Annotated in this window: 16 protein-coding genes; 10 read left to right on the top strand and 6 right to left on the bottom strand. The window is 54.2% G+C overall.

What is annotated here, in order from left to right; genetic code table 11:
• Positions 1 to 137: 137 nt before the first annotated feature.
• On the bottom strand, positions 138 to 1154 hold the full coding sequence (locus LQZ21_RS02710; protein ID WP_411042605.1) for a hypothetical protein: 1017 nt from the start codon (positions 1152 to 1154) through the stop codon (positions 138 to 140).
• A gap of 74 nt (positions 1155 to 1228) precedes the next feature.
• Positions 1229 to 3292: a cytoplasmic filament protein CfpA gene (gene cfpA / locus LQZ21_RS02705; RefSeq protein WP_411042604.1), complete on the bottom strand. Its 2064-nt coding sequence runs from the start codon at positions 3290 to 3292 to the stop codon at positions 1229 to 1231.
• A 280-nt stretch (positions 3293 to 3572) separates the two neighbouring features.
• On the opposite strand from cfpA, the gene LQZ21_RS02700 reads away from it, so the two are divergent.
• Positions 3573 to 4133: a hypothetical protein gene (locus tag LQZ21_RS02700; protein ID WP_411042603.1), complete on the top strand. Its 561-nt coding sequence runs from the start codon at positions 3573 to 3575 to the stop codon at positions 4131 to 4133.
• A gap of 40 nt (positions 4134 to 4173) precedes the next feature.
• Positions 4174 to 5739, top strand: coding sequence for a pallilysin-related adhesin (locus LQZ21_RS02695; protein ID WP_411042602.1), 1566 nt, complete (start codon positions 4174 to 4176; stop codon positions 5737 to 5739).
• On the opposite strand, the gene LQZ21_RS02690 is transcribed toward LQZ21_RS02695, so the two are convergent.
• From LQZ21_RS02690 to LQZ21_RS02675, 4 genes are all read right to left on the bottom strand, one after another.
• Positions 5733 to 6683 carry an SPOR domain-containing protein gene (locus LQZ21_RS02690; RefSeq protein ID WP_411042601.1) on the bottom strand — a complete coding sequence of 317 codons (951 nt, stop codon included), beginning with the start codon at positions 6681 to 6683 and terminating at the stop codon, positions 5733 to 5735. The two genes, LQZ21_RS02695 and LQZ21_RS02690, sit on opposite strands and share 7 nt — an antisense overlap.
• Entirely contained in the window at positions 6670 to 7017 is a 348-nt protein-coding gene (locus LQZ21_RS02685) for a LapA family protein (RefSeq protein WP_411042600.1), read from the bottom strand. The genes LQZ21_RS02690 and LQZ21_RS02685 overlap by 14 nt, the downstream gene beginning before the upstream one ends.
• Positions 7018 to 7177: 160 nt before the next feature.
• Positions 7178 to 8509 (bottom strand): tRNA (N6-isopentenyl adenosine(37)-C2)-methylthiotransferase MiaB, encoded by a 1332-nt coding sequence (gene miaB / locus LQZ21_RS02680; protein WP_411042599.1) that lies wholly within the window; start codon positions 8507 to 8509, stop codon positions 7178 to 7180.
• Positions 8506 to 8877: a hypothetical protein gene (locus tag LQZ21_RS02675; RefSeq protein ID WP_411042598.1), complete on the bottom strand. Its 372-nt coding sequence runs from the start codon at positions 8875 to 8877 to the stop codon at positions 8506 to 8508. The genes miaB and LQZ21_RS02675 overlap by 4 nt, the downstream gene beginning before the upstream one ends.
• A gap of 324 nt (positions 8878 to 9201) precedes the next feature.
• On the opposite strand from LQZ21_RS02675, the gene LQZ21_RS02670 reads away from it, so the two are divergent.
• The 8 genes from LQZ21_RS02670 to LQZ21_RS02635 all read left to right on the top strand — a co-directional run bounded on the left by LQZ21_RS02670 (position 9202) and on the right by LQZ21_RS02635 (position 18619).
• The gene (locus LQZ21_RS02670) at positions 9202 to 9831 is read left to right on the top strand and encodes a TP0733 family outer membrane beta-barrel protein (protein ID WP_411042597.1); all 630 of its coding nucleotides are present in this window, start codon (positions 9202 to 9204) and stop codon (positions 9829 to 9831) included.
• Positions 9832 to 9846: 15 nt separating this feature from the next.
• The gene (locus LQZ21_RS02665; RefSeq protein WP_411042596.1) at positions 9847 to 10920 is read left to right on the top strand and encodes a hypothetical protein; all 1074 of its coding nucleotides are present in this window, start codon (positions 9847 to 9849) and stop codon (positions 10918 to 10920) included.
• Between the two features lie 48 nt (positions 10921 to 10968).
• Entirely contained in the window at positions 10969 to 13233 is a 2265-nt protein-coding gene (locus LQZ21_RS02660; RefSeq protein ID WP_411042595.1) for an AAA family ATPase, read from the top strand.
• Positions 13234 to 13287: 54 nt separating this feature from the next.
• The gene (locus tag LQZ21_RS02655) at positions 13288 to 13938 is read left to right on the top strand and encodes an SGNH/GDSL hydrolase family protein (RefSeq protein WP_411042594.1); all 651 of its coding nucleotides are present in this window, start codon (positions 13288 to 13290) and stop codon (positions 13936 to 13938) included.
• A gap of 88 nt (positions 13939 to 14026) precedes the next feature.
• Positions 14027 to 14926: a helix-turn-helix domain-containing protein gene (locus LQZ21_RS02650; RefSeq protein ID WP_411042593.1), complete on the top strand. Its 900-nt coding sequence runs from the start codon at positions 14027 to 14029 to the stop codon at positions 14924 to 14926.
• A 112-nt stretch (positions 14927 to 15038) separates the two neighbouring features.
• Complete coding sequence (locus LQZ21_RS02645; RefSeq protein ID WP_411042592.1) at positions 15039 to 16172, top strand: class II aldolase/adducin family protein; 1134 nt, start codon at positions 15039 to 15041, stop codon at positions 16170 to 16172.
• A gap of 2 nt (positions 16173 to 16174) precedes the next feature.
• On the top strand, positions 16175 to 17449 hold the full coding sequence (locus LQZ21_RS02640) for an L-rhamnose isomerase (protein WP_411042591.1): 1275 nt from the start codon (positions 16175 to 16177) through the stop codon (positions 17447 to 17449).
• A gap of 309 nt (positions 17450 to 17758) precedes the next feature.
• Positions 17759 to 18619 (top strand): flagellin N-terminal helical domain-containing protein, encoded by an 861-nt coding sequence (locus LQZ21_RS02635; RefSeq protein ID WP_411042590.1) that lies wholly within the window; start codon positions 17759 to 17761, stop codon positions 18617 to 18619.
• Positions 18620 to 18853: the final 234 nt, after the last annotated feature.

Genomic DNA, 18853 nt, shown 5'->3' with positions numbered 1-18853 from the left:
CACAATTTCGGTTTTGGGGAATGTCCCTTGCATTGAGAGAAGCTCCCGAAACTCCGGCTGGATTTCCGGAATTTCCCTGGAGAAAATCACTGACCCCGGGGCTGTTTCAAAACTGAAGCTCTAAACCAGCCCCGTCATTAAAACAATCTTAAAACCGTACTCACGGATCCGCGAAGAAACGCTTCGAACTGGGGACTGGCCCCCTGAATTAAATAACGCTGCAATTTGGCCACATCCTTGATGTCGTTCCCCGCCACGGAAAATTGAATGGAACTGCCGTGCTTAACCTTTCCCCATTTAAAGAGGGCGTTAATATCCAGAATCCGTTCCCCGTCATAATAGATATATACCTGGAGTTCGGGATATTTGGTATTGTAACTGTCGATGATCCGTTTCCATGCTTCCACGTTTCCGTTGTGAAAAAGCTCATTCCGGACTATCACCGAATACCGGGGAGTCATGCGGAGCGGCCCCGTAACCGCCGGGGCCGCAGTAAAGACCGGCGGCTCGGCCTGAGTCGGGAGGACCGGGGGGGCTTTTTTCCGGGCCCGCTCCGGGGGCAGCTTGCCCCGTTTACGCTCCCCTGTGCCGGAATGTGCGGGGGCGGCCTTCTTCGGCTTTTTCACCTGAAAATTCCCCCGGTACAGTTCCGCAAGGATTTTTGTTTTAATTCCCGCAAAAAGGTCCAACGCGGTCTCCGCCGCCTTCCGGCACAGACCCTCCGCCCCTTTTCCGGCGTCTCCCGCATAAATGACCAAAAGCTCCCATTTTTTCAGGCCCCCCCAGGCGGTCAACTGGGCCGGATCCTTGGGATTGGCGGCCAGTAAGCCCAACTCAGGATGGTGGTAGACGGCCAAAAGGTCCACCGCCGACCACCGGGCAAATTCTTCCGCCAGCGCGGCCGGATCAACGGCTACCGTGGCCAGGTTGGAAGACCGGGCTTGATACCCCAATTTGTCTACCAGGAGCATCCGTAAGAGCAGGGCAATTTCCTCCCCGCTCAATCCCTCGCTTTCCCCGTCAAACAAAAGGTCGCCCACATTATGGTTTTTTATGATATCGGCGATATGGATGGTCGTATTGATATGCCGTACCGCGGCATTAAATCCCGCCCGGGTGGAAAGAACCTCTAAGTTGGGCAAAGTCTGAACCATTTTCACACCTCCAGAAAAAACGCCCCCGTCAAAGGGGGCGTTTTGATTCACCATCAATACCAATAATTACCTGATTAGAGCTGCCTCAGCGCCCTGCCCCCCCGGCGGCCGGGGGTCTTTTTTTCGGCGCCCCGTTTGGCGGGTTTCGCGTCCACCACCCCCGGCTTCCTGCCCCGTTTGGGGGGCGCTTCCAGGGCCGGCGGCCGGCTTGAGGAGATGCTTTCCGGACTGTCGGCATTCAACATATCCAAATAGGCCTGACCGGGCGCGATCCCCCCGGTGGAAGAAACAGCACTTTCGCCGGGAACCGTGTCTGAGAAGGACTGATTGATATCCTCCCGGACCGTGGAACGGCGGCGGCTGAAGGACGCAAAAGCGGCGTCCTGGAATCCCTTGGAAACCCCATGGAGGAATTCGTTCAGTACGTTCGCCATGGCATCCAGGGTCGCCTTTTTCCGCTTAATGGAGGTTATATCCACATCCAAAAGCAAGCCGGGCTGGATATGATAGGGATTGATCATATATTCAAACCGGTAATATTCCCGCTCCAGGAAATCAAGCCGATCTTCTATCACCCGCCGTTCAATGGGGTATTGATAATCGTACATTTTCTTCAGCCGCTGGCGCATCAAAATAATCCGCTGCCGAATCCGGTCTTTTTCATAGATATAGGTACGATTCATCCGTTCCACTTCGGTTTCCGCGGGGCGTACAAAGGAAATTTCATCCCAAATTTTGGCAATGTCCTCGTATAACGGCTCGCCGCTTTTATCCTTTATGGTCTTGCGGATCTGGTTTTTATTTTTCTTTGCCAGATCATCAAAGTCCGCAACTTTGAAAAGGGGTTTTGCCCCCTGATAGATCACTTCCAGCAGCTCCCAGGCATGCAATACCTCGGTCTCAAAACTCTTTACCTGTACATCATAGGCCTTGCGTTCCTCGATGAGCTGGGCATTGTCATAATACCGCATCCTCACCTGGTACCGTTCATCGGGCAGATGGGCGGCATCGGTATCCTCATACTCCCGGATCATCAATTCCCGGGCGTTTTTGAGGTTTTCAATGTACTGATACCCCATCTTGGAGGTGTCCAGGATGGAAGTTATGGAATTGATCGCCGTATTAAAGCCCCGGTTCCGGATATTTTCAATATCCACGATCTTTTTGATGTTTTCCCGTACATTCTGCTGATCGAAATTCTCGGGATCTATTTCCGCCCGAAGGTCCGTGATCCGCTCAAACAGGGCCTTAGCGATGATGGCATACCGTTTTGACTTGGGATCATCCCCCTTGTCGTCGGTGTAATTCTCGACCTTGCCGATCTTATTAAAGATAATTTCGCTGTCCGAAAATTCCTCAAGCCCCTGATCTATCCGTTCATCCTTGAGTTTCTCAATTTCCTTATCGATATTATCAATCAGATGCTTGGAGATCAGGTCCTTGATGAGGTATTCCACCGTCACCTGGTAGTGGAAAATAGGGCTGATAAGCTCGGAATCCAGAATATTAACCGACAATTTGACATCGGTAACGGTCTTGGGCTTGAGCACATTATCTTTAAAGGCGCATTTGACGATAGAATAGGCGTTTTCACCCCGGATAAACGCGCCGGTATCGGTTTTTTGCCGCAACAGGCTGTTGGTCAGGTTTTCCAGGTCATTGACCCCCCGCTGGATATGGCCCTGCAGGTGACCGTACATATTGACCATGGATTTTTCGATTTCACCGGTATTAAACTTATCCGCGCCGCCGACCTGGTCCAAAAGATCCGCCACTTCCTTGGGGGTATACCGGGAAAGAACCTTGGTTTCCTCTTTATCAATATAGTTGCGGATTTTCTTTACCATCTCATCTTCCGTCGTTACCATATAACGGTTGAACATGTTCTGGTAATTTTGGTTAAAATAATTATACAACTTCTCTTTTAACCCGCCCATTACATCCAGACGTTCCAACACATCCTTGGGCAATTTAGCGGTTAAATGATGAACAACCTTATTGGTTTCTTCTTCCAGAAGTTGATTAACCTCATTCTGCTGATCCCGGTACTCCTGGGCTAAAGAATTCCGTGAACCCACGGCACTCGGTTTCTCAGGGTGGAATACATTAGGACTTTTAGGCAGGTCTATAGCACCCATAATTTGGCTCCTTCAAATATATTTCAAATTCAACTCTTATCTTATAATAGTATATTCATATTATCAATCTTTCTATAAAAAAGTAAAGCCTTTTTTACATTTTTATGGAAAAATATGTTAAAAAAAACTCCCGGGCTTCGATTTTTGGGGAAATTACCCGGGCATGGTCTACCCGGGCCGTCGATTTTTGGAATTGTCCCCGGTTGTCTTCTATAATATAAAGTAAGGATATCTTCATCTTTACCCGGGAGGAAAAATGGCTTATGATGGGGTTCTTACTATGAAAAAGACGATCCGGATTATGGTTTTTTTACTGTTGCTTTTTCCCGGTTTTATGGCCGCCGAGGACCGGCGGACCACGCCGATTACCGTATATTTGATTTTCGACGGTTCCGAGGGTATAAAAAACGGGAAAGACAGCGCGGTGGCCTGGCTTAACGAACATATAATTGATAAAATCCTACAGGAAGGGGATAACCTTACCCTGTGGATTGCCGCGGAAAAGCCCAAGGTGGTTTTTTCCGAATCCTTAAGCGGGGCCGCCCAAAAGGAAACCCTCAAGGAACTGCTCCGTTCCGTTACCCCCGAGGGTCCTGCCGCGGATTATGCCGGCGCCCTCCGGGAGGCCCTTGCCCGGGAAAAAAGTAACGCCCGGGGGGGAATTTCCTACACCCTGCTCGTAACCGGAACCTCCGGGGGCGCCTTCCGGGGAAATACCGCGGGGGAGTTCCTGCGTTACGCCAAGGTGCAGGACTTTTCCGGGTGGCGGCTCCAGGTGGTGGGTTTGGATCTGGGTCCGCGGGTACAAAAGGCCGTCTCCGATTATATGTCCGGGGATTAGCCGCCGCTTGCCGGGGTAATTTTTATGCGGGGGATTGATCATGGCCGGTAAAGCCTTAAAAATTATGACTGCCCTGGTTTTTATTTTCACCGCCCTGGGCATCGGGGTGTTGATTATATTGCCCGACGATATCTTTCATACGCAAAACCGCAACCCTTCCGGTCAACCCCGGCTCGTTATTCCCCAAATGAACGCCAAAACCTGGGACCAGGCATGGGGAAGCGCGGAACCGGCGGCATACGAAGACACCCTGTTCCCAAACCTTCCCCTGGAACCGGGCGAAACCCCGGTGGCGGTATTAACCCAAAATTTCGACGACGACCCCCCCGATGAACATATTGTTGCCTGCCGTAATCTTTCGGAAACCGAAGGCCTTATTTATATTATTTATATGGATACGGAGCCCCTGTCCGGGGGGTATCAACGGCGTTGGAGTGTCCCCACGGCGGCAAGCCGGCCCGGGGGGATCTCCTTGTTTGTCCTGGACATCCTGGGAGACGGGGGGCTCTGCATACTCCTTAAGGGGATGAACGGCGCCGGGGAAGAGACCCTGACCGTTTTAAGAAAACCGGATCCCCCCTCCGCCGCGGCTACCGGGGAGGCGGACCGGCTTGAGCCGGTTACGCCCTTCGGCAAGATCGCGGAACTGCGGATCGACGGCGCTATTTCCGTGTTGGAGGCGGAGCGTTCCCCGGGGCAGCCCTGTGCCATTGCGGCCTATGGCCGGGATTTTGAATCTTCCAATGCCCTGGATCGGGTGGAACTTATCCATACCTATAATCCGGTAACCGGACGGTACGAACAGAGCCGGCTTACCAGGATACCGGGCGCCCAGATAGAGCAGCGCCGGATCCAGGAACTGTTAAGCGGTAATTCCGGAAAATTCGCGGATTATATCGAGGGGCTCTGGTATTTTGTCAATGCCCAGGGTCTGCCGGAACAGGAACAATACATCTATTTTGATTATGCCAGGAAAGAAATTATTTTTTTCGGAGACGAGATCGAGCAAATTTTTATCTGGCAGAATTCCATACCCACCCGGTACGGATTGTACCTGGTTACCCAAAACCGTTCCGTTACCACCCTGAAACGGTTTATCGTGGTCGAACTGGAATCCCTGGATAACTTACGGATCCGGGTTACCGAGGATGTACAACTTAAGATCGGGATCAACGCCACCTGGGACGGGGTGTACCGGCGGGCGGGGTCCCTTGAAAAGAAGCCGGAAGCGGTTTATTCGATACCCCCCCACATCGAAGCGGTATATGTCGGTTCCATAGGGAGACTCAGCTTGCAAAAAGATGGAACCTATGAATTATACCAGGGGGATTCTTATAAGCAGGGAACATACGCCTTTTTTATTATTGAGGGGGAGACGTTGTTGGAATTACGGCCCCAGGATGCCGGTATAGAACGGGATATTTACCAGGTTCACTATCCGGAAACGGAATCCAGCGAAAGCGAATGGTTATCCGCCTTTACCCTGACCCGGATTCGTTTGAGTACCCGGGGCATTCAGTCCCTGCATGAACCGGCGATTTTCCTGACCCTGGATATGGAAAAAACCCGCTCCACGGATCTTCCCATAAGCGCCCTCCCTCACTGAAATACCGGGAAGGACTCAAATCCGGCGTCCTTTAAGTGTATGATGGTCCTGCCCATATCATTTCCCGCGGGTACGGTTACCGCCCAATACTCGACACCCTTGACCCCGCGCCGGGTAATACCCGCCTGAAATCCCGCGCGCCGAAGCCGTTCCACCAGGGCCCGGGCATTTTCCTCCCGGCTGAAAAGGCCGGTCTGCAGCACCACCGCTGTTCCGGCGTCTTCTGGCGCCGGGTCAAGCGCCTTGGGCGCCGCCGGGACAACGGGAGCCGCCAGGGTTACCGCATCCCGTCCGGGAAAAAGGAACCACCAGACCATGGGGGCGGCCCTGACCACGCCGCCATCGTTCCCCAGGATCCGGGCTTCGGGACTCCCGGGACATTCGGCAAGGAGCCGGGCCTTGTACCGGTCGTCCCCGGAAACCTTCCACTGGGTGTAATACAGGGCGGCTTTGTAGTCGCGATACTCGGGGTCATCGGTCAAGGCCGTCAGGATGGAAACGTCCCCGGAGCGGAAGCTCCTGATTTGGGCCCCCAAACACCGGGCGTTCCGGAGGATTCCGGCATCCTGAGCGGTAAGCAGCACCTTTTGTACCTGGACGTCCGCCTTATCCAGTTCCCCCAGGGCGGCAAAACACCGGGCCCCTTCCAGGAGGGCCCCGTCGTCCCGGCGGCCCGGATCCGCCACGGCGGCTTCCGTCCAGATCCGGGCGGCGGATTCCAGGTCCCCCAAGAGGCGGAAAAGTCCGGCCAGCCGGATCATGATCCCCTGCCGTTCCGCCGCCGGGATTCCCCGGTCGCTCAGTTTTTTCTCAAGGTTTTGAACCTCCGCCGCCACCGGGTGGGTTCCGGAAGCATCGGACTGTCCATAGAGACCTCCGCCCCCCGGCCCGGAAAGGATCGAAAAAACAAAAACCAACAAAAGGAGGTTTTTAATTGATCCCATAGGAATCGCCGTTGTCAGAACCCGGGGGAATATCCTCCGCCGGGCCTGCCCCCCCCCTTTTATTGCTCCCTTTTTTCCCGAATTTACGGTTTTTCCTTCCCCCGGCGTCAATGGCCGCATCCGGGGATTTTGATTTTCTGAACCTAAGGGAAACCATCAGGGGGATCGTACACAAAAGTCCCAACACAAAGGCTGAAAAAACGGTGAGGTAAATAGGCACCTGCTCGATCGTGGTAAATCCAAAGGAAATATCACAGCTGTTATTCAAATTGAGGCCGATAAAAACCAGCAAGATCCCAAAAAACACCACAAATCCGATTAATTTCCACGGCATAATACAACACTCCTTTGAGCTTCTTCCAAAATCCGGTTATTTTTGGATAAAAGCTCCTGAAAACCGGTAAAAAATCCGGTCTCCCGCTCAATCTAAGGGAGCCGTTCCGCAACCTGAAGTTTTGAAACAGCCGCCCGGTTTAAAAAACCGTTTTTACGCTTTAACCCGCCGGATTGACCGCCGCTCCGCGGAAGGTATTTCCCCGCAGGGAGCAGAGGGTCACTTCGGCAAAACGCCCAATCATGGAGGGAGTCCCGGGGACCACCACCATTTCATCTTTTTCAGTACGGGTTATTAATTCATCGGCATTTTTTCGGGAAATTCCTTCAATTAAAACCTTTTCCCGGCGCCCCAGACGTTCCTTTAACAAGGCTGCGGTATGCCGTTTCTGCAGGGCAATTACCCGGGACAAACGATCCCGTTTCACCCCCTCATCTATCCTGCCGGGAAGATCAAAGGCGGCGGTCCCTTCCCGGGGATTATAATGGTACATATAGGCATAAAGGAATTTTACCCGCTCCATCAGTTCCAGGGTTTGCCCCAGATCCTCATCGGTTTCACCGGGAAAACCGATAAGAATATCCGTTGAAAGGCTTATCCCGGGCAGGGCCTCCCGAATCTCCGCCACCAGATCCAGATATTGCTCCCGGGTATACCGGCGGTTCATGGCGGCGAGGACGGCATTGGAACCATGCTGGACACAAAGGTGGAGATGACGGCAGAACGCCCCGTGTTCCGCCATGACCCGGATAAGACGGGAGGACAGATCCTTGGGGTGGCTTGAGAGAAAGCGGATCCAGCGGATGGGGGTATTTTCCACCCTCCGGGCGGCTAATTCCAGCAGTTCGGGGAAGCCGACTTTCCCTTCCCAAAAATAGGAGTTGACGTTCTGGCCCAGAAAGGTAATCTCCCGGACGCCCCGCTTCGCCAAGAGGTCAATTTCCGCGAGGATCGAGGCGGGGTCCCGGGACACTTCCCGGCCCCGCACCTGGGGAACGATGCAGTAGGAGCAAAAATTATTACACCCGTGCATAATGGGGATAAAGGCACGGAACTGCCCTTCTTCCAGATGAAAGGGAGAAAAAGAAAAAACCGGCTCTTCCTCGATTTTTATCCGGGCCAGCCCTTCCTGGGCCGAAAGGCCCTGTTCCAACCCTTCCAGGATGAGGGGGAAAACCGGACGGGCGGCGGTCCCCATCACGTAATCCACGGCCCGGTTCTTTTCCTTCAGGGCTTCCCCCATACGCTGGGCCATACAGCCCGCCACCAGGAGGGTGAAGGACCGCTTTTTTTTCAGGGCCCCGTACAACGCGAGCCGGCCCAGGACCCGTTTTTCCGCGGTTGCCCGGACCGAACAGGTGTTGAGGATCACCAGGTCCGCCGTTTCCCCCGACTCCGCCGCGGTCCAGCCCCGTTCCCGCAGCACCAGACGCAGCGCCGCCGATTCCGCGGTGTTCATCTGGCATCCATAGGTCTCAAAAAAATAGGTCACGACCTGCTCTTAAGCCCTTTCAAAAATTTAATTCCCTTCCAGATTCCCATGGCCAAAAGGCCGACGGCGCCGATACCGAGCAGGAACCCCGCGAAGCTCTTCAGGGGAGCTATGGGAAGACGGGCGAGAATGGCCAGAAAACCGGCGGCGGTAACTATCATCCCCGGCTTTCTATCTTCCGGGTCCTTGGAAAAAAGGGCGCCCACCCCCACCAGCGCGACAATAACCCCGGCGGCGATCCCTAAAGGAAGGGGCAGGGCCCCCATAATAAAAAGAAGGATCCCCCCCGCTATACCCCCAACAGCAGCCACCCCCTGTTTGGCCAAAACATCGGCGGGGGCAAGCCGCTCAGGTACCATATCGTTCATTAGCTTCCTCCTGCAACGGGATTTCCCTAAAACCGAAGTTTTGGGAAGCCTAGACTGTTTCAAACTATACACTTCCCCGCCGGGATCTTCAACGGGTTACCGTAACCCAACCAAGCCGTGGATTGTTGTATTTTAGAAAGCTTTGGATTTTGAAAAGGCTCATTGAATAGGAATCTTTTATCCGTTATAATAAAAAATTACCGGGGTACGGGTTTTCCCCGAGCCAAGCCGGCTTGGTTGGGATTTTACCGTTTTTTCCCGGGTTTTTTCAAGACGAACCGGGCCGTGAAAAGGCCCACTAATCCGGGGGTTGGGGAGTTCATTATGATCAGCGGGAAGAAGAGGGGCTTTTTCATCCTTATTTTGGCGGGTTTTATTTTCGGCGCCGCCGCACAGGAGGGTGATGTTTATGAGGAAGAAGAACCGGAACCTCCCTTTGATTCCGAATGGGACTTTGTCGCCCCGCCCCTCTATTCACGGGGGGATAAGACCTTTACGATCTCCCTGGGGCCTATTTTTCCCACGGTTTTTTGGGACAGCGAAGGGGTCCTTGAAAACCGGATAAATGTCGCCGGGGGAACCGGGTCCCTGGCGTTAAGTTATTTCCTGAATTCCAACCTGTTTATCGGGGGAGAGCTGGGGCTGATGTTTATCTCCACCCGGGGAAAAAACATGCTTTTCATGGTCCCCATGGGGGCCCGGATCGGCTATCAGTTTATTCTGGGCAGGTTTGAATTTCCCCTATCCCTGCTGATAGGCGGAGTGCCCCAGCAATACCTGGAACTCAATCACTTCGGATTTTTATTGAAGCCCGAGGCTTCGGTTTTCTGGCGTTTCAATCCCAGTTGGTCCTTTGGTCTTAACACGGCCTGGTGGTTCATTCCCCAATGGAGTGAGCATACGGTTTTTGGGAATTTTGTAGAATTAACCCTCTCCGCCCGTTATCATTTTTAAGGTAAGGATAAAATCATGGAAAAATTATTGTTTAATCACCCCCAAGGGATCCCCCCCAATATTCAGGATTCGGCTTCACAATTTGGCCTTCCGAAGCGGTTCCGGTGGTTTCTTCTTTTTATTCCCCTCTGTTTATTTTTCTTTTCCTGCGATCAACATCCCATCTTTTTTGATATATCCCGGGAAGTAAAACCCAAGGAGCCCTACATACCGGGGAGCCCCACCAAGATAGTGTCCAGTGGAAATACCCTGTACGTATCAAACGGAAAAGGTCTCTACCACAATCAGGGTTCCGGATGGTCCCCCATAGATAAACCCTCCGGTACGATTACCGATCTGGCCGTCGCCGGAAGTACCCTCTACTGTATCATCGAGAACAGCAGCTTGTACCAAAATACCGGGGGGTCATGGGCGCAGGTTCCGGTATCGGGATATACCTATCTTCAAAATATCTACGGAAGCAGCACCCTCTATATATGCGCTTCCACCGCCAATGTATATACGATCCTTTCCTATAGCGGCGGTACGCCCCGTTCCCTTATGTCCGGCTCGGGGGAAGGATTTTTTCTGCGGGGAGCGGCAGGGAGTTATATTGCCACCACCGGCGGGATTTTTAACGCCGGTAGTTCGACCCCTATTTCCGGTTCCACCGGGCATACCATCATGGGGATAATCGCGTTACCGGGGGGCGGCATCGCGGCATCCACCAAAGACGGATATATTCTCCACGGGAGCGGCACCCTTATGGCGGCGGCGTTTGGTTTGTCTTTTGATCGGGCTATGGCCACGTATAAGACCAAAAATGGATACCTGCTCCTGGTGGGGGTTCACACCAAGGGGTTTGCGGAGATTGAACTGAGCAGCAACGGTTCCTGGCCCGGTTCCTCCTCTGTCCATTATCCGGGGCAAGGAACCTACGATGTAAATACCACGGCCTATGATTACGCCCAGTACCGTTCAAGTTTGGGGGTACAATCCCTTACCGGCCTCTATCAACAGCAGAATGGGCCCCTTTTCGCGTCAACCCATCAAAAAGGGCTTTGGGCCTACCAGTATGGGGAGGAAGGCTGGCAGTGGAATGCCTATTAATCAATCGGTTTCTCCCGATTTTTAAAGCCCTTTTTTTGATATCCCCCCATGGGAGATCTTTTTAGTTCCTCCGGGGGAGTCTCCCAAAGCCCCCTGGCGGATCGGATGCGGCCCAGGATTCTGGACGATGTTATCGGTCAGGATCATATTGTCGGCCCCGGGCGGCTTTTGCGGCGGGCCATCCAGGCGGACCGGCTCTCATCGGTTATCTTCTACGGTCCCCCCGGTACGGGTAAAACAAGCCTGGCCAGGGTTATCGCCAATACCACCAAAAGTTCCTTTGAAAGCCTCAACGCGGTCCTGGCGGGGATCAAGGATATTCGGGAGGTCATAGACCGCTCCGACGAACGGCGGCGGCTTTACAGTAAACGGACCATCCTCTTTGTGGACGAAGTCCACCGGTGGAACAAAGCCCAGCAGGACGCCCTCCTCCCCTGGGTGGAAAACGGGACGGTGATCCTCATCGGGGCCACCACGGAAAATCCCTTTTTTGAAGTCAACCGGGCCCTGGTAAGCCGGAGCCGGATCTTTCAGCTTAAGCCCCTGACAACGGAAAACCTGCGGGAGGCCGCCCTGCGGACCATGGCGGACAAGGAACGGGGATATGGTAACTGGCAAGTGGTTTTTGAGGAGGGGGCCCTGGAACACCTGGTGGAAGTTGCCGGGGGGGATGCCCGGAGCCTCCTCAACGCCCTGGAACTGGCGGTAGAGACCAGCCCCGGTTCCTGGCCCCCCCCGGAGGGAACGGAGATCCGCATCTCCCTGTCGGCCGCGGAAGAAAGCATCCAGCGCCGGGCGGTACTCTATGACCGGGACGGGGATTACCACTTTGACACCATCAGCGCCTTCATCAAAAGCGTCCGGGGGAGCGACCCCGATGCGGCCTTGTATTGGCTTGCCAAGATGGTCCGGGCCGGGGAAGATCCGGCTTTTATCTTTAGGCGAATGATCATCCTGGCCAGCGAGGACGTGGGCCTGGCGGACCCCCAGGCGATAACCGTGGTCATGGCCTGTGCCGAGGCCTTTGAGCGGATAGGATTTCCCGAGGGGAATTTCCCCCTGGCCCACGCCTGCCTCTACCTGGCCACGGCGCCGAAATCCAACACCGCCCTGGCCTTTTTTGACGCCCTGGGGGAGGTGAACAAGGAGGATGCGGAGGTCCCCAACCACCTGCGGGACGCCAGCAGGGATGCCGAAGGGTTCGGTCACGGGGACGGCTATATCTACCCCCACGCCTACCGGGATCACTGGGCGGCCCAGCAGTACCTTCCCCGGATATTGCGGGGAAAAACCTTTTACCTCCCCTCCCGGATGGGATATGAGGGGAAGATCCGGGAGGAGGTGATTAGGAAGCGGGAACTTCAGGCGGCGGTTATTATGGGGGACAACCCCGGGGAAGGCGGGGAGGAATACCTCTCCTGGTCCGCTTCATCCAAGGGCAAGGAAGGCTGGTTCAAACGCCTGGAATCGGGGAGGAGCGCCCTCCTCTTATCCGACCGGGACCTGATCCTAGGCCAATGTTCCCCGGCCCGGCATGACCGGATCCTCATCCCCGCCGCCAATGACGGCCTCCTCCTCTGGGAAAGCCTGCGGAAGGTCCCGGAGGGCCTGGCCGCGGCCCTGGTGGATACCGAAACCGCCCGGGAGGCCCTGCTCCGCTACGCCTCAATGCTGGATGAAAGCGAAGGGCCCCAAATCGGGGTTTTCCCCCCGGGAAAACTCCCCGCCCCGGAAGAAGCGGAGGCCCTGTTTTCCTCCCCGGTGTTTGACCATATCCTGGCCCGGGAGCCCTGGAAACGGGGGTTCCCCCCACCGGAAACGGCCGGCGCCGATCCCCTGGCTGCCTTTGTCCAAGGGGCCCGGAGGCTTCTTGTCCCCGGGGGGGACATGGTGATCCTCCAGACCCTCCCCCGACTGGGGGAACGGATCTCCCGGATCCTGGCGGATGAATGCGGGGGAACGGAGCCTCCCCCCGAAGCATTGGTAAAAAACCTTAAGGAAGCGGAACAGGACTTTTTTACCAAACAGGGGGGGTATTGGACCTGGGACGGGGAAATCCTGGAAAAGGCCTTTACCGCCGGGGGGTTAAAGACCACCTTCTCGGTACTGGACCAAAAAGAGGAACGGCTCCTTACCGAACGGGACTTGGCCGCCTGGTTTGACCGGGATCGTTCCACCTGGGGCGCCTTTATTGCCCGGGCCCTGGGGGAGCGGGACTTTTTAAGCATCCGGGAACTGCTTTCCCTCCGGATAAAACAGGGACCCCTCACCTGGAAATGGAGAAGTATCCTCCTTACGGGACGGGCAAATTGATCCGGGCCCGGATCCGGTTTATACTATCCCCATCTTATATAAGGAAGCGAATCGATGAAAACCATCCTTTGTTACGGTGATTCCAATACCTGGGGCTATAACCCGCAAACAGGAGAGCGGTACGATCATAAAACCCGCTGGCCCATGGTGCTAAAAAAATTACTTAACCTTAATGCCCCGGAGGATGCCCCCGCCTATTGGGTCGATGAGGAAGGGCTCTGCGGCAGGACCAGCTGCAGGGAAGATCCCGTGGAGGGGGATATGAACGGTCTGCGCCAACTGATACCCATTCTGGAAAGCCACAAACCCCTGGATGTGGTGGTGGTTATGCTGGGGACCAATGATCTCAAGATCCGGTACAACCCCTGCGCCTATGATATTGCCCGGGGAGTAGGCCGGCTGGTAACGGCCATTAGGGATTCCCGTACCAGCCCCGGTAATGCCGGCCCCAAGGTTCTTATGATCTGCCCTCCCCCAACGGTGGATGCCCCGGCTTTTAAAAATATGTTCGGGGATTGTGTGGAATTATCCAAGAAACTTCCCGGGTTTTATCGACAGTTTGCCCAGGAGTGGGGGGCGGAATTTCTGGACGCCGGTAAAATCATACAGAGCAGCAAAGCGGACGGCATCCACCTGGATCCGGAAGAACATTACCAACTGGCCGCGGCGGTGGCGGACATAATTAAAAAAATAGCGCCGATATAGGTGCCCCGGATAAACTGCGGGGAAAAAACGCATGTTCCATGGACTTTACTCTTGCGAGGATGGATAAAACTTTATATTATGAACCATTATGGGAAATTCTTCCGAGGAAACCTGGGATTCCTTCTTACATTACCTCCCCTACAGCGACGAAGATGAAAAAATCGGGATGGTATGTACCACCGCGGGTAATGTGGACGTAAAACCCCAAACGGTCTATCCTCCGAACAAAAATAAACATCCCGCCCTTTTCCGGCAGGTGGCGGAAGGCCGGATCTTGCAGGAATTTCAAATCCTCTATATCACCAAAGGGGAAGGGATCTTTGGGGTGGACCAGCAGACCTATACGGTTACGCCCGGTTCTCTTTTATTGGTCCTTCCGGGGATAAAACATTTTTATAAACCGGTATTTGAAATAGGCTGGCATGAATACTGGGTCGGCTTTAAAGGCGGGTTTTATTCCACCCTGGTGGAGAAGGGGATCCTTGCCAGGGAGCATATCTTTTTTGACGTAGGGCTCCATAATGACATCGTATCGATCTTCGATCAGATCCTGCGGGAAGTGCGGACCCAGCAGCCCCTCTATCAGCTCAAGGCCTGTTCGGGGATCCTGGCCCTGATCGCCGAAATGTTGACCCATGAAAGACGTTCGGAGCAGCCCAATTATTATCAAAAAATCGTGGAGCAGGCCAAATATCTTATGGAAACGAATGTTTTTAAGGCCATTAATGTATCGAGCATTTCCGAACAGATAGGGGTAAGCCCCTCAAAACTCAATGAAATTTTCAAAACCTATACGTCCATGACTCCCTATCAGTATTACATTCATATCAAGATCCATAAGGCCGAAGGCCTCCTTGAAGAGGCTGACGTGACGGTTAAAGAGGTGGCCTTTCAGTTAGGTTTTGAGGATCAGTACTATTTTTCCCGGCTTTTTAAAAACAAAACCGGGGTTGCCCCCTCGGATTGGAAAAAATATATCCGTCAATGAGCGCTGTCCCGGGAATGTACCGGGGGTATGGTAGGCGGCGGTTCCCATGAAAAGTCCATCATCTGCCTATAATTATCCATGTACTATTTAAAGAGGAGTGTTAAAATAATCTATGGATCTCACAGAACTTATTACCCTGTCCCGGTATTATGGGGCTAATTCGGATTATGTGGTGGCCGGCGGGGGGAATACCTCGTTGAAAGACGGTTCGATCCTCTTTATCAAAGGCTCTGGGACGCCCCTCTCGGATATTACCGCCGATGGTTTTGTCCGGATGGACCGGGATAAATTGGCCCGTATATGGGAAAAAATATACCCCGAAAACGCGGATGACCGGGAAGCGGCGGTTCTGGCAGATATGATGGCCGCTAAAATGCCCGGGGAAGAGCAAAAACGCCCCAGTGTGGAAACCCTGCTCCACGACATGCTTCCCGTTACCCTGGTGGTTCATACCCATCCGGCTTTGGTCAACGGCCTGACCTGTTCGGTCAGGGGAGCCGAGGAAGGGCGGAACTTATTCGGCGAAAAAGCCCTGTGGATCCCCGAAGTTAACCCGGGGTATACCCTTTCCCGGGTGGTAAAGGAAGCCATGGATGCCCAGACCCGTTTGTCCGGCAGGCCGGCGGCGATCATCCTGCTGCAAAACCACGGGGTTTTTGTGGGGGCGGATACCGCCGAAGGCATCCGGGACATTTACCGGTATATTATGGATACCCTGGGCGCAAAAATCACCCGGAAGCCGGATTTTTCCGGCAAAACCCTTCAATACGGTCCTTCCGCGGAGGCCGCCGGCATTCTGGCGGAGCTGGGGGGGCAGGCCATTTTTGAGCGAAACCGGGAAATCGCGGCCCTGGTGGAGGATGCCGCCGCATTTTACCCCGTTTCTTCCGCCTTTACCCCGGATCATATCGTGTATTCCGGGAGTTCTCCCCTTTTTATAGATACCGGCGGCAGAGGGGATATGCCCCGCTTCATCAGGGAAGCCTGGAAGAACCATCTGGAAAAAACCGGACGTCCCCCGAAAATCGTTGCCCTCCAGGGGGTGGGGGTTTTCGGCGTGGGCCCTTCGGAAAAGGCGGTCCGGCTTGCCCTGGAACTTTTCGCCGATACCATCAAGGTAGGGGTTTACGCCCAGGCCTTTGGGGGCCCCCGATTTATGGCGGCGGATAAAATAGATTTTATCAATACCTGGGAAGTGGAACGGTATCGTTCCGGCATTTCCGGAGTAACCAACAAGGAGAAATAGTTATGAAGCCCTACCAAAACAAAGAAGCGCTGGAACAAGCCTATGGTTTAGCCAAGGAAGTTTACGCAAACATCGGGGTTAATACGGATAAGGCCATCAAAGCCGCCCTGAACGTACCGGTTTCCGTTAACTGCTGGCAGGGGGACGACGTAACCGGCTTTGAGGGATCCCAGGGGCTTTCCGGGGGGGGGATCCTCGCCACCGGAAACTACCCCGGCCGGGCCCGAAACGGGGAGGAACTGCGGGCGGACGCGGAATTCGCCTTCTCCCTGATACCGGGGAAGAAACGCTTTAACCTCCATATGCTCTACGCCGAGACCGAGGGTAAAAAGATAGGCCGGGATGAACTGGAACCGGAGCACTTCCAAAAATGGATGACCTGGTCCAAGAAAAAGAAGATCCCCCTGGATTTGAACCCCTCCTTTTTTTCCCATCCCCTGGCCGAGAACGGTACCCTTTCCAGCGCCGACCCGAAGATCCGTCAATTCTGGATCCGCCATACCATCGCTTCCCGGCGGATCGCCTCGGCCTTTGGGACAAACCAGGGTTCCCCTTCGGTAAACGACATCTGGCTCCCCGACGGGTCCAAGGACCTCCCCGCGGATCGGCACAGTCCTCGGCTCCGGCTGCGGGAGGCCCTGGACGAGAGCCTCGCCGTTCCCCTGGACCCCAAAACCGTCACCGACGCGGTGGAATGTAAACTCTTCGGCATAGGCAGCGAGGCCTATGTGGTGGGTTCCTACGACTTTTATCTGGGATACGCGGCGAAAAACCAGGTAAAACTATGCCTTGATATGGGGCATTTTCATCCGACCGAACTTATTTCGGATAAAATATCCGCGGTACTCCTCTTTACCCCGGGGCTGCTGATCCATTTCAGCCGGGGGATCCGGTGGGATTCGGACCATGTGTGCCTCTATTCCGACGAATTACGGGAGGTATGCCGGGAAATTTTCCGGCAAAACGCCCCGGATCGTATTGATTTGGCCCTGGACTTTTTTGACGCTTCCATAAACCGTATCGCCGCATGGACCATCGGCGCCCGAAGCCTGCGGAAGGGTATCCTGGATGCCCTGCTGGAACCCACCAAACTCCTGGTGGAGGCGGAAAAGGCCGGTAAAAATCACGAGCGGCTTGCCCTGATGGAGGAATTAAAAACCTTCCCCTTTGCCACGGTTTGGGACAAACTCTGCCTTGAGGCGGGGGTACCGGTGGGAACCGATTGGCTTGCCCCGATCGGGGACTACGAAAAAAACACCCTTTCCAAGCGGACCTAAGCGCTGGGGGGGTAAGGGTTCCCATGGTTTTGCCCTGAAACAGCCCGTTTGTTATTGTTTTTTTTTGGAATTGGGGGTATATTGACAGGGAAGGGTTTGAATTTTTATTAAAAAAACCCTCAAGTTTCGGCAATAATATGCCGAAATAAGAGATGGTTACGTATTTTTAATACCCCCGGGGGAGTTCCGGATCCGCGGTAAGGGGTTCTCCGGGAGGGCCGGTAATTAAAATATCGGCGGTAAAAAAGAATACTTAACCACAACCGAAGGCAAGGATGCCAGACGGTAGACATTATCAAGGAGGATGACATGATCATCAACCACAACCTGAGCGCGATGTTCGCCGACAGGTCCCTCAAGGTTACCAATGGTAGCCTTACCAAGTCCATGGAGAAACTCTCTTCGGGACTTCGTATCAACCGGGCGGGAGACGATGCTTCCGGCCTCGCGGTTTCCGAAAAAATGCGGAGCCAGGTCCGGGGCTTGAATCAGGCCTCGGTCAATGCCGCCAACGGCATTTCCTTTATCCAGACCAGTGAAGGTTATTTACAGGAAACCCAGGATATCCTCCAACGGATCCGGGAATTGGCGGTACAATCCGCCAACGGCATCTATACCGATGAGGATCGGATGCAGATCCAGGTGGAAGTATCCCAACTGGTGGATGAAGTAGACCGGATAGCCAGCCATGCCCAATTTAACGGCATGAACATGCTTACCGGCCGCTTTGCCCGTCAGACCGGGGACAATACCGTTACCGCTTCCATGTGGTTCCACATCGGCGCCAATATGGACCAGCGGGAACAGGTCTTTATCGGTACCATGACCTCCTCGGGTCTGGGGCTCCGCAATACCGGGAATCAGGAATTCATCAGCCTCGAAAGCCCGGAAACTTCCAACCAGGCCATCGGTACCCTGGATACGGCCCTGAAGTTAATCAGCAAGCAGCGGGCGGACCTGGGAGCCTATCAGAACCGGTTGGAACATGCGGTGGTGGGTCTGGACATAGGGGCTGAGAATCTGCAGGCGTCGGAATCCCGAATCCGGGATACCAATATGGCGAACCAGATGGTCGCCTATATGCGGGATCAGATCCTGACCCAGTCGGGGACGGCCATGCTGGCCCAGGCGAATCAAAGGACCACCTCCGTCTTGCAACTTCTCCAATAGAACGTTACAGTATAAAATAGTGTTGGTTGGGTTTTCAAAGTTGAAAACCCGGCCTTGGTTAGGGGGAACCCGAGGGCAAGCCCGGAGGTACCCCCAAAACCCCTTTTAAGTTGCGGGGGGTTATTTTTCCGGAAAGGAATTTTCGGAAAGGGGTTCTTTGACAAATACCCTTTGTTGATGCACAGGGCAGAAGGGATCGTTTTTTAGGGGCAAAACAGCGCTGACAAACGATTC

Source organism: Treponema sp. TIM-1 (assembly GCF_046533115.1).
In the GTDB taxonomy this organism is placed as follows: Bacteria; Spirochaetota; Spirochaetia; order Treponematales; family Breznakiellaceae; genus JAIRMO01.
This window is presented reverse-complemented; position numbering and strand designations above follow the sequence as displayed.

What these genes read in the sequence shown, in the direction of transcription:
- LQZ21_RS02660 (WP_411042595.1), top strand. Translation starts at nt 10,969, where the DNA reads ATGGGAGATCTTTTTAGTTCCTCCGGGGGAGTCTCCCAAAGCCCCCTG.
- LQZ21_RS02695 (WP_411042602.1), top strand. Translation starts at nt 4,174, where the DNA reads ATGGCCGGTAAAGCCTTAAAAATTATGACTGCCCTGGTTTTTATTTTC.
- LQZ21_RS02665 (WP_411042596.1), top strand. Translation starts at nt 9,847, where the DNA reads ATGGAAAAATTATTGTTTAATCACCCCCAAGGGATCCCCCCCAATATT.
- LQZ21_RS02645 (WP_411042592.1), top strand. Translation starts at nt 15,039, where the DNA reads ATGGATCTCACAGAACTTATTACCCTGTCCCGGTATTATGGGGCTAAT.
- LQZ21_RS02635 (WP_411042590.1), top strand. Translation starts at nt 17,759, where the DNA reads ATGATCATCAACCACAACCTGAGCGCGATGTTCGCCGACAGGTCCCTC.
- LQZ21_RS02690 (WP_411042601.1), bottom strand. Translation starts at nt 6,683, where the DNA reads ATGGGATCAATTAAAAACCTCCTTTTGTTGGTTTTTGTTTTTTCGATC.
- LQZ21_RS02700 (WP_411042603.1), top strand. Translation starts at nt 3,573, where the DNA reads ATGAAAAAGACGATCCGGATTATGGTTTTTTTACTGTTGCTTTTTCCC.
- LQZ21_RS02640 (WP_411042591.1), top strand. Translation starts at nt 16,175, where the DNA reads ATGAAGCCCTACCAAAACAAAGAAGCGCTGGAACAAGCCTATGGTTTA.
- LQZ21_RS02675 (WP_411042598.1), bottom strand. Translation starts at nt 8,877, where the DNA reads ATGAACGATATGGTACCTGAGCGGCTTGCCCCCGCCGATGTTTTGGCC.
- LQZ21_RS02650 (WP_411042593.1), top strand. Translation starts at nt 14,027, where the DNA reads ATGGGAAATTCTTCCGAGGAAACCTGGGATTCCTTCTTACATTACCTC.
- LQZ21_RS02655 (WP_411042594.1), top strand. Translation starts at nt 13,288, where the DNA reads ATGAAAACCATCCTTTGTTACGGTGATTCCAATACCTGGGGCTATAAC.
- cfpA (WP_411042604.1), bottom strand. Translation starts at nt 3,292, where the DNA reads ATGGGTGCTATAGACCTGCCTAAAAGTCCTAATGTATTCCACCCTGAG.
- LQZ21_RS02685 (WP_411042600.1), bottom strand. Translation starts at nt 7,017, where the DNA reads ATGCCGTGGAAATTAATCGGATTTGTGGTGTTTTTTGGGATCTTGCTG.
- LQZ21_RS02710 (WP_411042605.1), bottom strand. Translation starts at nt 1,154, where the DNA reads ATGGTTCAGACTTTGCCCAACTTAGAGGTTCTTTCCACCCGGGCGGGA.
- LQZ21_RS02670 (WP_411042597.1), top strand. Translation starts at nt 9,202, where the DNA reads ATGATCAGCGGGAAGAAGAGGGGCTTTTTCATCCTTATTTTGGCGGGT.